Source organism: Claveliimonas bilis, assembly GCF_030296775.1.
Classification (GTDB): Bacteria; Bacillota; Clostridia; order Lachnospirales; family Lachnospiraceae; genus Claveliimonas; species Claveliimonas bilis.
The window spans coordinates 198,659-211,610 of sequence record NZ_AP027742.1; the positions used below are offsets into that span (position 1 = coordinate 198,659).

Consider the following 12,952-nt stretch of genomic DNA (forward strand, 5'->3'; position numbering starts at 1 on the left):
AGTGTTACGTCCCAAATTGCATTAAGTGGTGGGTAAAACTGCGTTATACCCTGGGTAAAATTGATTTTGCCTGCCGGAGGAGAAAGCTATACCGCTTCCATGCGGCGTTTCCCCTGTAAATGTAACAGTCGATAAGATCAGGATCAGAAGCATTCTGGAAGTTATTGTAGGCATCTTCAATTTCCTGTCTGGCAAGAGCGATCTCTTCTGCAATATCAAAATTATCTTTGTCGAAAGACAGTCTTCTATAAATATCCTCTTCAGCTGCTTTTCCCCGTTGAAATAGTTTCATTGCGGCGGTCACCTCCATGGCTTTTTCCTCTTTATTCCTAGTATAGCCAGAAAGGTAGAATAAAATACCGTCAGGAAGGATATATATGGAAAAAGAGGAAAAGCAGGAAAAAATATGTCGGAAGAAAAACCAGGAATAATTTTTAATTTTTTTATCAGAGCATTAATAGGAATGGCAATTATTTTCTTTGTAAACTATTTTCTTGACAGCAGGGGAATTGAAGCGTCAGTAGGGATGAACGGGGTTTCGTTTTTGACATCCGGAATCCTTGGTATTCCTGGGGTTGCGTTGCTTTATGGTATTGTTCTCTATAAAGTTTTGTAGAAATCTCACAAAGTTTACATATCTTTCGAAAAGCTATGGACATTTATGGAAGACAGGGATATAATACATTCTACAAGTTGTCATAACTTGTATCTGATTGAATCTTGTTGAACGTCTGAATTGTTTCTGGAGTTCTTATGCCATTCGGTTAAGAAATTCAAAAACGCAAGCAAAACTGAATATGGAGTTATTTTTTTAGTAACAGGAGGGAACTTGTGAGCAGCAAAAACTTGGTCATCTGTGATCCGGATTCAGAATACGCTGCCAGGCTGGCTGTCTATTTCAGCGGGAAAAGGGAACTTGCCTTTCAAGTGAAAACATGCAGTTGTCCCCAGCAGATACAGCCGATCCTGGAAAAAGGTACCATCGATTTTCTCATGCTGGCGGAAGAGTTTTATGAACCATACCCGGATGAAGTGGTAAAAACTTCGGGCAAGCTTATTCTTCTGTCATCGGAAAAAAGGGAAATCTGTGCCGATTCCTGTCCGTCAGTTTTTAAATATCAGCCGGCGGAAAATATTTTTACAGAGCTTCTGCAAATATGCGCGAAAGAAAAGCAGGAGGATATTCTGAAGATACGAAAAGACAAAGAAGGCAGGATCATAGGATTTTATTCTCCTGTCCGCCGTCTCGGACAGACAGCGATGGCGTTGGAAATGAGCAGGGAGTTATCGAAAAAGGAAAACGTATTGTATCTGAATCTTGAAACTTACGCGGGCATAGACGGATACTTTCCGGACGAAACGCAGAAAAATTTATCTGTACTTCTGTATTATCTGAAACAGGAAACGAGGAATCTGGGACTGATATTGGCTGGATTGATCTGCCAGTATGAAGGAGTAGACTATATTCCGCCGGTTCAGATTCCGGATGATCTTAAAGAAATTTCAGCAGATGAGTGGATATGGCTTTTTGAGGAAATTCTGACAGGAAGCATTTATGATGTGCTGATATTGGACATAGGCGAGAGCATACAGGGGATTGTAAAAATTTTAAATGTCTGCGACGAAATATACATGCCTGTCTCAGATGACCGGTCTGCTGCTTCCAAAATCCGTCAGTTTGAGCGAATGCTGCTTCAGTCGGGAAGCAGTGAAACAGCAGAGAGGGTGGTTCGATGTGATTTCAGAAGAACAGCTGCAGGAAAAAATTATGAAAAGGCTCGATCTATCAAAGGAAATCGAAGATGACGAGCTGACGGGGCTGATATTCCGCGTGCTTGCAGAAGAAAGCGAGATGGAATATATTCCGCTGCAGAAAAAGGTAAGCCTGGGAAGAGAATTATTCAATGTTTTTCGAAAATTGGATGTATTGCAGGACTTTATTGAAGACGAAGAAATTACTGAAATTATGATTAATGGAACGCAAAATATTTTTGTGGAAAAAAGAGGAAAACTTTATCTGACAGATAAAAGATTTCCATCCAGAACCCGTTTAGAGGATGTGGTGCAGCAAATTGTGTCGGGAGCAAATCGCATGGTCAATGAGGCTTCCCCCATCGTGGATGCCAGGCTGGCTGACGGATCCAGGGTAAATGTCGTACTTTATCCCGTGGCTCTTAACGGTCCCATTGTAACCATCAGAAAATTTCCACAGGAGCAGATTACCATGAAGGAACTGATCAGACTTGGTGCTCTAAGTGAAGAGTTGGCTGAATTTTTAAAAATGCTGGTAGTATCGGGATACAATATTTTCATAAGCGGCGGGACAGGTTCTGGAAAGACGACGTTGTTGAATGCGCTGTCGCAATTTATTCCAAAGGATGAAAGAATCATTACGATCGAAGACAACGCAGAGCTGCAGATCCAGGGAGTTCCAAATCTGGTAAGGCTGGAAGCAAGAAATCCAAATGCAGAAGGAACCGGAGAAATCACCATACGCAGTTTGATACGCTCGGCTCTTCGGATGCGGCCGGACCGGATTATTGTAGGGGAGGTCAGAGGACCGGAGACAATTGACATGATACAGGCAATGTCTACCGGTCATAAAGGAAGCCTTAGCACCGGACATTCGGACAGTCCAAAGGACATGCTTCAAAGACTGGAAACCATGGTGATTATGGGAATGGACATTCCTCTGGCAGCTGTTCAAAGACAGATTGCGTCGGCTATAGATATCATTATACACATTGGCAGACTGCGTGATAAAAGCAGGAAAATACTGGAGGTGGTAGAGGTTCTGAATTATGAGGAGGCTCAGATTAAAACAAGACCACTTTATGAATTTGAGGAAACAGAAGGAGGAAAACCGGGGGAAATGGTTAAGGGAAGCTGGAAAAAAGCTGCTGAGTTATTCCACAAAGAAAAATTATTTTCAGCAGGATATCAGGAAATATGAATATGTTGTGGCATTTACAAAAGCTGCGGCTCTTTTGGGGCTGATCGCATACTTGTATTACGAATCTATATGGGCGTTTTTTCTTCTGACGCCGGCGATAGTCGGATATATGAAGATTTGGGAACAGGAATGTGTACAACAAAAGGAAAGAGAATTTCGGCAGCAGTTTCAGGAGGCGATCCGCTTGATGCTGGCTTCGCTGAATGTAGGGTATTCCTTGGAGAACGCTATAAAAGAAACAAAAAAAGATCTTGATATACTTTATAATGGACAAACGGCAATCCAAAGAGAGTTTACCTATATGATCCGCCAGATTTTTGTTCAAATTCCTACGGAACAGATTTTGGAGGAGTGGGCGGACCGGGTAAAGCAGGAAGACCTGCAGAATTTTGTAAATGTTTTTGTGACAGCAAAAAGAAGCGGAGGGGATCTTCTGTCTATTATCAGAGATTCTATTGGGCAGATCAGGGACAAAATCGAAGTGGAAAGAGAAATCGAAACACTGATCGCTGCTAAAAAGTATGAATTTAAAGTAATGTCAGCGATTCCTTTTGGAATTATCGGATATATGAAAATCAGTTTTCCGGAATTTATGGAAATCTTATACGGAAATGTTTTAGGAGTAGGAGTGATGAGTATATGTCTGATGATATACGCCGGAGCCTACTATTTTGGACAAAGAATTGTAAATATAGAAATTTAATGGCAGCGGTGTTGGTGATAACCGGAATCCTGGCAGCGGTTCTTCTTGCAAGCGATATTGGAAAATCCATTGTTTCGCAGAAAACGATTTCAAGAAATTCCTATGGAGAAGGAACGGTAAAAAAGCAGCTGGAGATTTCGGCAGACGGTCAAAAAATAGAAGAACCAATCGAGATTGAGATAATGGAAAGGCAGTATACAGCCGGAGAAATTCAGGAGGTGTTCCGTCGAGCGGTAGAGCAGATAGAAAGACTGGCATTGGCAGAAAATGAAAGTGCGGAAAAGGTGCAGACGGATCTTAATCTGGTTACAAGTATTCCGGATGAGCCTGTAAAAGTAGAGTGGGAGCTGGACCGTTACGATATCATGGACATCAATGGGAAACTTCATGAGGAGACGGTTGAAGAATTGGAACAAAAGGGTGAAACGGGGATTCTGGTACAGTTAAAGGCATGCCTGACTTATACAGAAGATGAGACTAAGCAGGCTATGCATGAGATGGCAGTTCGCGTGTATCCTCCAGTGAAAACAAAGACAGAAAATCTAATCGCGGACATTAAAACAGAAATCTCAAGAATAGATACGAAAAATAAGACAAAAGAAACAATAAAATTACCTGAAAAAGTAAATGGAAAGGAAATTTCGTATTACTATCCTATGGACTTCCGGGGATTAACTGTGTTGATTATGGGGATTGTGGTGGCAGTACTTCTGTTTTTCCTGGACAGACAAAACAGGAAAAAAGAACAAGATGACAGAGACAGGCAGATGATGCAGGATTATCCCCGGATTGTAAGCCAGCTTAATCTGCTTTTAAGCGCCGGGATGAGTACAAAAAGCGCATGGAAAAAGATTATAGATGAATATAAGAAAAAGAAGATAAAGGGAAAGAAAAGGTACGCCTATGAGGAGATGGAGGCGGCCTGGAATGAAATGTGCAGCGGAGTACCGGAAAGAGAGTGTTACGAGCAGTTTGGAAGCAGGTGCAGGCTGCAGGCATATATGAAATTAGGGACGCTGCTGTCCCAGAACTTGAGGAAAGGGACGAAGGGGCTGGCAGATATGCTGCGTCTGGAAGGGATTCATGCTTTTGAAGAGAGGAAAGCATTGGCAAAAAGATTAGGCGAAGAAGCGGGGACAAAACTTCTTCTTCCCATGTTTTTTATGCTGGCGGTTGTGATGATCATCATTATTGTTCCGGCCTTTTTATCCATTCAACTATAGAGTTTATAAGGAAGGAGAACATATGTGGAGACTACATTATTTTATGCATTTGATGAAAGAAAAAAAGGGAATTGGCGTAGTGGAAGTGATTTTAATTTTAGTTGTGCTGATTGGGCTTGTCATTATTTTTAAGTCCCAGCTTACCAGCCTGGTCCAGACTATATTTCAGAAAATTACAAGTGAAAGTGCAGGAATCTGAAACGTTGGAGAACCTGCGGGGAGAAATGACTGCTTTTTTAGCATTGATTTTTATTTTGCTGATTTCCTTTGCGGGTTCTTTGATGGAAAGCGTTTCTATACAAAGCGCGAAAAACTACAGAAGAGCGGATATGAACCGGGCGGTGGAATCGGTGTTTGCAGAGTATCAGAAAGAGATGCTGGAAGAATTTGATCTGTTTGTCCTGGAAGGAAGTTATGAAAGCGGCAGCTATTCTAAGGATAGGATCATGGATCGGCTTTCCTATTATGGTGCGGGAAATATGGAGCACAGTATAAAAAGAATGGAAATTATCACGGACCGAGGAGGAGCACCTTTTCTTGAACAGGTGAATCAGTGGGTAAAGCATAAATACGGTTTGGATAAGCTGGATGGGCTGCTGGGAGAGGCGCAAAGTTGGAAAAGCCAGAGCGAAGAGGCAAAGAAGTTCCAGAAAGAGGAAGAAAATCAAAATCAGACACTGGAAGATTTGCTGAAGGAAAATGAGCAGCAGCTGCCGACAGAAGATAATCCTTTAAATACAGTTTCCGGGCTGAAAAATTCTCCGCTTTTAAACCTTGTTATGCCAAAGGAAAAAACAGTATCGGCGAAAAGTATCGAACTTTCTTCCATGGTATTTCACAGAAGCCTGGAAGAAGGATATGGAGACTTCCAGGATGTTTCAGATGGGACAGGCGCTTCTTCTCTGGCGCTGGGAGTATATCTTTTAGAGCACTTCAAATCGGCAGTTTCAAAAGAGGAGAGTGATACCGGGGCATCAGCAAGTGCGCTGGAGTATGAATTGGAATACATACTTGGCGGAAAAGGCAGCGACAGAGAAAATCTGGAATATGTTGTACAGCGGCTCCTGGCTATCCGAGTAGTTCCTAATTATATTTATCTGCAAAGCGACAGTGCAAAGAAGGCGGAAGCAAGAGCGATGGCGCTTACTTTGTGCACATTGCTGGCTGTCCCGGCAATTACGGAGGCAGTTATGCAGGCGCTTCTGTTTGCCTGGGCCTTTGGAGAGAGCGTGGTGGATATAAGAGCTTTGCTGGACGGAAGAAAAGTACCTTTAACGAAAGATCGGCAAAGCTGGCAGCTTCAGTTGTCCGCCCTGTCCCGGCTGGGAGAAGAGGGAGAATGGAAAAGCGGACAAGATTCAGAAAAAGGATTGGATTATACCGATTATATAAGAATCTTACTTTTCCTGCAAAACACCGGGCAGACAGCCCGGCGCAGCCTGAATCTGATGGAGCAGAAATTGAGAACAGAGAAGGGATTTACCTGGTTTCGGGCAGATTACTGTATCACAAAAATAGAGTTTGAATCTGTTTGCAAACTTCGCAGAGGGATCAATTACCGCTTTGCTACCTATTTCGGATATAACTAGATTTTATATATTGCTGAGTTTCAGAGATTTACCTATATAGCCAGACAAAAGAGAAGCCGGAAACATGGAAAGGCGTCCTTTTGAAGGAATTATTTACTATGGAAAGAGAGGTGCAAAATGGCTTTCACGGATACAACCATGTTCTTTAATCAAAATATCTCACATCGTCATCATTGTTTGTTGAACAAAAGGGCGCCTTTCTGTGTTTCCGGAAGTATAACAATAGAGGCAGCGCTGGCTGTTCCTATGTTTTTTCTGGCAATTATTGCGCTTTGCTATATGATGGAAGTAATGTCAGTGCGGACAAGCATACGAAGCGGAATGCAGTCGGCGGGGAAGATGGCGGCCAGAGAAGCATATATGAAGCCGGTTCTCATTCCGGGAGAGATTGAAAAAACGGTGATTGAGTCAATTGGAGAAGAGCGGCTGGAGCAAAGTATTATAGAAGGTGGCAGTCAGGGAATACGCTGTGAAAAATCCTACATGTCTCCGGTGACAGGACTTATGGAGATCCGGGTAAATTACAGAGTGTTTCTTCCGGTGCGATTCTTTGGACAAATTACAGTACCGATGGAAGAGTCCTGCAGATTAAAAGGATGGATAGGATACGAGAAAACAGGATTTTTACATAGGGATGAAACCGTTGTTTATATTACAGAGACAGGGATGGTCTACCACAAAGACTATCACTGTACCTATCTGGAGCTGTCGATCAAAACAGTACCGTCCAATGAGGTAGATGCTCTTAGAAATAAAAGCCAGGGGAAATATTATCCCTGTGAACGGTGTACAGGCCGCCAGCTGGGGGAAGAAGTGTATATTACAGATTATGGAAATCGCTATCATTCATCTTTAAGCTGCAGCGGTCTGAAAAGAACAATTTATGCAGTACCGCTGTCAGAGGCGGCGGGGAAAGGAGCTTGTTCAAAATGCGGATAACAAAAATCATTCAGGAACTTAATGTGGAAAACCTGATATGTTTAGGGGTTCTGACAGGAATTTCTGTGTATGATATATTATTCAGGAAAATTTCCGGATTTGTCCTGATGTTGGGAAGTATACTGGCAATAGGATATGGACTGACCGTATCGGAAAATCCCTGGTATATTTGTGCGGCAGGAGCGGCAGTCGGAGGCATCTTGCTGGGAATTGCCTATGTGACAGATCAGGCGGTGGGATATGGAGACGGTTGGCTTTTGGCAGCTCTTGGTGTCTATCTGGGAATCTGGGCTGTTCTTGAAGTGCTGATCGTGGCATGGGGGCTGATGGCAGGGGCAGCCGCAGTGTGCCTTGTAAAGAAAAGATGGTCCAGACATGCAGCTCTTCCAATGACGCCGTTTGTAACTTTTGGTTTTATTATATTTATGGTCAGTGAATGTATTTATGAGTGACAGGAAAAAGGATAAGTCAATATTAAAAAAGAAATATCAGGGAAGCCTGACTGTGGAGGCAGCATATCTGATGCCGGTGATAGGGATGATATTAGCAGTCAGCATTTTGGCATTATTTTATTTTCATGACAAGAATATTATTTCTTCATGCGCTTATGAAACTGCAGTAGTTGGGAGTACGAAGGCGAGAGAAAAAGATGGTGTCAGTCCTGATATTCTGATCCGGGCTTTTCAGGAGAGGATACATGGGAAATGTATCCTCTTTCCGGATGCAGCTGTGGAGGTGCAGGTGAAAGAAAACATGATCCTAGTTCATGCTTATTCCCGAAGAAAGGGAATGACAGTATCGACAGAGCATAGAATGAAAGTGACGGATCCTGAAAAATATATACGTGATTTTCGAAGAATCGGGAAATAAGGGAGAAGATATGTTAGAAAAGGAATATGGAATAGAAAAGGCAGAGTATAGAAGAGGACTTGAGCAGACTATGCTGATATTTGAAGGAGAAACTGCCTACATAGAAGATTATCAAATGAAAATGCTGGAAGAAAATCATATAAAAGGGTTTTTGGACGTAAGGGGGAGGGGACAGGATGGAACCAGTTTGTATGAATATGATATTACTGGAAAAAGAAGCATAAAATCGATCTATGAAGAAAGAAAAATCACTATAAGAGAAATGAAAAAATTTACAAAAAAAGTCTTGGCACTGCTAAGAGAAGCATCAAGATATCTTTTGGATGCGGATAGGATTGTTTTGGATCCGGAATTTATTTTTTATGAAAATGGGGAATATGCTTTCTGCTACTATCCGCTGGGAGGATGGGATGTATGGAAGGCTTTTCATAAACTAACAGAACATTTTGTGCAGTGGACAGATTATCAGGATGACAATAGCGTGAAATGCGCTTTTTTGCTGCATAAGGAAACTATGCGTGAAAATTATAGTCTGAGGAAAATTTTGAAAAAACTGGAAGAAGATGAAGAAGAAAAAAAGACAGCAATACTTCAGCATACAGAACAAGAACCTGCGGAATATTCATATGACACAAAAGAACATGACTGGATTACAAGTCAGGAAATGGGAAGCAGTATACTGCGAGAGACGGATAATATGTGGAACCCGGTAAAAAACTTTCTGAAACGCCATAAAAAACCGGTATGGAAAGCGTGGGACGGAATTTATATTGATGAAGAAGAATTATAACAAAATGTAGTAATTTGCAGGAAATGTTTCAATCTGTTGACGGAAGAAGAAAAATACACACTCCGTTTCGATTTATGATATAATATCGTCAGACACTATATCTTTGCCCCAAGAAGTGTACATTTGGGCAGACTTCATTAAAGGAGAAAAAATGTACCAGAAAAAGGCAGTATTTACAATTGGATTATTGGCAGTAAACGTGGCAGTATTTTTCTTTCTGGTATTTCAGGGAAGAACAGAAGATCCGATCTTCATGATAGAACATGGCGCTATGCTTACTCCTTTGGTGGAGCAAGGTGAGTATTATCGAATGATCAGCAGCATCTTTTTGCACTTTGATTTTTCTCATCTTATGAACAATATGCTAAGCCTTGGGTTGTTGGGGTGGCAGCTGGAATTGACACTTGGAAAAATAAAATATGTTATTATATACCTCTGTTCAGGTATTGCCGGAAATCTGCTGTCTATGATTGTGGATATCAGAACAGGAGAGTATGCGGTAAGTGCCGGCGCTTCAGGGGCAATCTTTGGCATTATCGGAGCGCTTCTTTATATAGCGGTCAGAAATCATGGCAGGATTGGCAGGATATCCGGCAGAGGATTGGCGTGGATGGCAGTCTTTACATTGTACTATGGGTTTACAAGCACAGGAGTAGATAATTACGCTCACATTGGCGGGCTGGTCTGCGGATTCATCCTGGCAATATGTTTATATTGGAAGAAGGATCGTGAATACGGTTCCTTTTCCTACCGTTGATGTTACAGTTATCTGACCTTCATGGGCATCGATGACCCGGCGGACAATGGCAAGTCCCAGTCCGGTTCCATTGGATTTATAGGTCACAAAGGGCTGAAAGATCTGGCTTTGCTGTTCCTCGGAGATACCACAGCCGGAATCCTCAATCTGTACAGCAATATTGTGGTTCTGTACAAATGCTTCAAGCCGGATAGAGCCGGATCCGTCAATAGATTCTGCAGCGTTGCGCAGAATATTGAGAAATACTTCCTTAAGTTTTGTGCGGTCTGCACAGACAGTTGGAAGGGAAGGAGACAAAAAAGAGGTAAATTCAATCGGACCATCCATGCAGGAAGAAGCAAAGGAAAGTACGATATGCTCCATAAATTCGCGGAAAGAAAACACGGAACGGCTTAAGGATGTACTGTGATTCAAAGAAGAAAGCTCTTCAAGAAGCTGTTTCATATATTCAATATCTTCGCGCATAGAACGCCAGTAACGGTCAGAGATGATTTCGGGATGGCGTGATTCCAGAAACTGAAGCGTACTGTAGACTAAAGTGAGGGGATTTCTGATTTCATGGCTGATAGCTGATATCGTTTCCTCCTGAGATGACAAAAGTTTCTGGATCAAAGTTCGATTTTCGGGCTTTTCTGACATTAATTGTTCTAATTTGTCGTAATCAGTACTTGTAAACATAGGATACTACCGCCTTTCTGGACTTCAAGTTTAGCACTGGCGGTTCAAATATTCAATTACTATTTTAAGGAAAGAAGGATGATGATATGAGAGATGAAAACTGTATTTTTTGCAAGATAGCAAATGGAGAAATTCCGTCGGCTACTCTTTATGAGGATGATGATTTTCGCATTATTCTGGATCTGGGACCTGCATCCAAGGGGCATGCACTCCTTTTACCTAAGGAACATTACGAGAATCTGTATATGCTTCCCGACGAACTGGCGGCAAAAGCATTGCCGGTTGCAAAAAAAATGATTACAAAACTGACAGAAGTGCTGGGCTGTGACGGATATAACGTCGTGCAGAATAATGGCGAGACTGCCGGCCAGACGGTATTCCACTTCCATATGCATTTAATTCCGCGTTATAAGGGAGACCAGGTTGGGCTTGGATGGAAAATGGGAGAGCTTACAGACGAGGAACGGGACGACATTCTTGCCAAATTGCGAGAGGCCTGATAGAAAAAGGAATACAAGGGATAAAAGGAATATTGATGTGGAAATAGAATTCATAGGAGGATCCGGATTCGATGCCATATATGAACAGCATAAGGCCAAAATCTTTCAGACAGCAATGATGTACACAAAGGAATGGCATACTGCAGAAGATATTACACAGGAGGCATTTCTTAGATACTATATCTACATGGAACATGCGTCGATCGATAATACCAGACAATGGCTGTTGACAACAACCAGAAATATAGCTTTGAATTACAGAAGAGATCGCAGCAGAGAACAGCTTGTAGATTTTGAAGAATTTGGTGAAGATAAAATGGATTGCAGTGAGAGCACTGAAACGATATTCTTTAGAAAACTCTGGAAGAGAGAAGTGTTTACATCCAAAAATGAAATTTTAAATTCCACCTCTCCTACGGGTAGTAGCGTTTACTTCTGCACAGTTGATATTTACTCTTTCATACATCCATGGTATGGTTATCTCTCCTTCTGACAGCAGTAGAAGGAGGCTCATCATGAGTAAATATATTCCTGGTAACCAAAAACATCTTACCCTTGAAAACCGTATCTATATCGAAAACGAACTAAATAAGGGCACTTCCTTTAAGGATATTGCCAGGTTCCTGTGTAAGGATCCTACTACAATCTCTAAAGAAGTCAGGGCTCACCGTCTCTCAGACTGGTATCACAAAGGGACTTTCTATAATGCCAAAAACTTCTGTATTCACCGCTATCACTGTAAGAAAACGAACGCCTGTGGAAAGATTGTCCTGTGCGGAATCAAATGCGCATCCTGTCCTACCTGCAACCAAACCTGCAGAAACTTTGAAAAAGAGCATTGCGTAAGGCTTGACCGGGCTCCCTATGTCTGCAACGGCTGTACGAAAAAAATCAATCACTGCACGCTTGCCCACAAATACTCTTATAACGCCAGGTTCGCTGACAGGAAATACCGGGAAAAACTCCGGGATTCTAGAACAGGTATTAACATGACCAAACGGGAGCTTCACAAAAAGGATCAGATCATTTCCCCTCTGATCGAACAGGGACAGTCTCCCTATCATATCCTGACAAACCATCCGGAGCTGGATATGTCCGTCCGTACCCTGTATTCGTATCTTGACCAGGGACTCTTTACGGCAAGGAACATAGATCTGAAACGGAAAGTTCATTTCAAACCAAGAAGGTGCCATAAAACACAGATCACGGACAGAGCAGTCTTTAGCAACCGATTATATCATGACTTCTGTTCCCTTGCCCTTACAGGCTATGTCCAGATGGATACTGTCCATTCTTCCAGGGAATCAAAAAAGACCTTGCTGACCATGTTTTTCACCAAAGAAAAACTCTTCCTTGCTTTTCTGATGAACCGCTGCACCAAAGGCGCTGTCCGTCTTGTTTTTGACCGTCTGGAAAAGCGTATGGGAACCTATGAATTTACTTCCGTGTTTGAATATATCCTCACGGACCGGGGCTCTGAATTTGGTGATCCGGATGCTTTGGAAACCGGCGTAAACGGAATACAGCGTTCCAGCATTTATTACTGTGACCCGATGCAGAGTGGGCAGAAGGGCGGATTGGAACAAGCACACACGATGCTGCGGATGATCCTCCCAAAAGGAACCAGTTTTGAATTCCTTACACAATGGGACGTAAACCTGATTGTGAACCATATCAATTCCACACCGAGGGAAAGCCTGGGTGGGAGGACGCCATACAGCGTCGCGTTGGAAGCACTTGGAGAAGAGGTCTTAAACGCATTTCAGCTTAGACCGATTGCCCCGGATGAGGTAAATCTGACGCCTAAGCTGATCCGCTTTAATCACTAATCAACTGATCGAAATCTGCTGTCAGACTGGAAGTAAACGTTTCACATTTTTTAGATGTGGCCGGTGGAATTCAGTCCCGCACACCGTATTCCAGCGGTCCGTTTCCCATGCCCAGAAATCA

17 protein-coding genes are annotated in these 12,952 nt (G+C 42.4%); 15 read left to right on the forward strand and 2 right to left on the reverse strand.

All coding sequences use genetic code 11. The features are described 5' to 3' along the window. Positions 1 to 43: 43 nt before the first annotated feature. A complete protein-coding gene (locus R2J37_RS00890) occupies positions 44 to 292 on the reverse strand; it encodes a DUF2508 family protein (protein ID WP_230107401.1) in 249 nt (82 codons plus the stop codon). 114 nt (positions 293 to 406) lie between these two features. Between R2J37_RS00890 and R2J37_RS00895 the strand changes: the two genes are divergently transcribed. From R2J37_RS00895 to R2J37_RS00950, 12 genes are all read left to right on the forward strand, one after another. Beyond that, positions 407 to 616, forward strand: coding sequence for a pro-sigmaK processing inhibitor BofA family protein (locus R2J37_RS00895; RefSeq protein ID WP_230107400.1), 210 nt, complete (start codon positions 407 to 409; stop codon positions 614 to 616). A gap of 215 nt (positions 617 to 831) precedes the next feature. Further along, positions 832 to 1,806, forward strand: coding sequence for a P-loop NTPase family protein (locus tag R2J37_RS00900; protein ID WP_316266003.1), 975 nt, complete (start codon positions 832 to 834; stop codon positions 1,804 to 1,806). Further along, positions 1,736 to 2,953 carry a TadA family conjugal transfer-associated ATPase gene (locus R2J37_RS00905; protein ID WP_230107398.1) on the forward strand — a complete coding sequence of 406 codons (1,218 nt, stop codon included), beginning with the start codon at positions 1,736 to 1,738 and terminating at the stop codon, positions 2,951 to 2,953. Before R2J37_RS00900 ends, R2J37_RS00905 begins: the two co-directional genes overlap by 71 nt. 7 nt (positions 2,954 to 2,960) lie before the next feature. Next, complete coding sequence (locus tag R2J37_RS00910) at positions 2,961 to 3,656, forward strand: type II secretion system F family protein (protein WP_230107397.1); 696 nt, start codon at positions 2,961 to 2,963, stop codon at positions 3,654 to 3,656. Then, positions 3,593 to 4,879 carry a type II secretion system F family protein gene (locus R2J37_RS00915; RefSeq protein WP_316266004.1) on the forward strand — a complete coding sequence of 429 codons (1,287 nt, stop codon included), beginning with the start codon at positions 3,593 to 3,595 and terminating at the stop codon, positions 4,877 to 4,879. Before R2J37_RS00910 ends, R2J37_RS00915 begins: the two co-directional genes overlap by 64 nt. Positions 4,880 to 4,901: 22 nt before the next feature. Further along, positions 4,902 to 5,078, forward strand: a complete 177-nt coding sequence (locus R2J37_RS00920; RefSeq protein WP_230107395.1) for a Flp1 family type IVb pilin — start codon at positions 4,902 to 4,904, stop codon at positions 5,076 to 5,078. Positions 5,079 to 5,082: 4 nt separating this feature from the next. Continuing rightward, positions 5,083 to 6,468 carry a DUF5702 domain-containing protein gene (locus R2J37_RS00925; protein WP_316266005.1) on the forward strand — a complete coding sequence of 462 codons (1,386 nt, stop codon included), beginning with the start codon at positions 5,083 to 5,085 and terminating at the stop codon, positions 6,466 to 6,468. A 117-nt stretch (positions 6,469 to 6,585) separates the two neighbouring features. Beyond that, the gene (locus R2J37_RS00930; protein ID WP_256193405.1) at positions 6,586 to 7,407 is read left to right on the forward strand and encodes a TadE/TadG family type IV pilus assembly protein; all 822 of its coding nucleotides are present in this window, start codon (positions 6,586 to 6,588) and stop codon (positions 7,405 to 7,407) included. Further along, positions 7,398 to 7,859 carry a prepilin peptidase gene (locus R2J37_RS00935; RefSeq protein WP_230107392.1) on the forward strand — a complete coding sequence of 154 codons (462 nt, stop codon included), beginning with the start codon at positions 7,398 to 7,400 and terminating at the stop codon, positions 7,857 to 7,859. Before R2J37_RS00930 ends, R2J37_RS00935 begins: the two co-directional genes overlap by 10 nt. Then, the gene (locus R2J37_RS00940; protein WP_316266006.1) at positions 7,852 to 8,277 is read left to right on the forward strand and encodes a TadE family protein; all 426 of its coding nucleotides are present in this window, start codon (positions 7,852 to 7,854) and stop codon (positions 8,275 to 8,277) included. Before R2J37_RS00935 ends, R2J37_RS00940 begins: the two co-directional genes overlap by 8 nt. Before the next feature lie 10 nt (positions 8,278 to 8,287). Next, on the forward strand, positions 8,288 to 9,067 hold the full coding sequence (locus R2J37_RS00945) for a DUF6382 domain-containing protein (protein ID WP_316266007.1): 780 nt from the start codon (positions 8,288 to 8,290) through the stop codon (positions 9,065 to 9,067). A gap of 151 nt (positions 9,068 to 9,218) precedes the next feature. Then, complete coding sequence (locus R2J37_RS00950; protein WP_316266008.1) at positions 9,219 to 9,824, forward strand: rhomboid family intramembrane serine protease; 606 nt, start codon at positions 9,219 to 9,221, stop codon at positions 9,822 to 9,824. On the opposite strand, the gene R2J37_RS00955 is transcribed toward R2J37_RS00950, so the two are convergent. Next, a complete protein-coding gene (locus tag R2J37_RS00955; RefSeq protein ID WP_316266009.1) occupies positions 9,777 to 10,502 on the reverse strand; it encodes a sensor histidine kinase in 726 nt (241 codons plus the stop codon). The genes R2J37_RS00950 and R2J37_RS00955 overlap by 48 nt on opposite strands. 86 nt (positions 10,503 to 10,588) lie before the next feature. Here R2J37_RS00955 and R2J37_RS00960 point away from each other — a divergent pair, with 86 nt between their 5' ends. The 3 genes from R2J37_RS00960 to R2J37_RS00970 are packed head-to-tail and all read left to right on the forward strand — an operon-like array spanning position 10,589 to position 12,831. Next, positions 10,589 to 11,002 (forward strand): HIT family protein, encoded by a 414-nt coding sequence (locus tag R2J37_RS00960; RefSeq protein ID WP_230107387.1) that lies wholly within the window; start codon positions 10,589 to 10,591, stop codon positions 11,000 to 11,002. Beyond that, positions 10,932 to 11,495: an RNA polymerase sigma factor gene (locus R2J37_RS00965; RefSeq protein WP_316266010.1), complete on the forward strand. Its 564-nt coding sequence runs from the start codon at positions 10,932 to 10,934 to the stop codon at positions 11,493 to 11,495. Before R2J37_RS00960 ends, R2J37_RS00965 begins: the two co-directional genes overlap by 71 nt. A 22-nt stretch (positions 11,496 to 11,517) precedes the next feature. After that, positions 11,518 to 12,831: an IS30 family transposase gene (locus R2J37_RS00970; protein ID WP_316264893.1), complete on the forward strand. Its 1,314-nt coding sequence runs from the start codon at positions 11,518 to 11,520 to the stop codon at positions 12,829 to 12,831. The last annotated feature ends 121 nt before the right edge of the window (positions 12,832 to 12,952 follow it).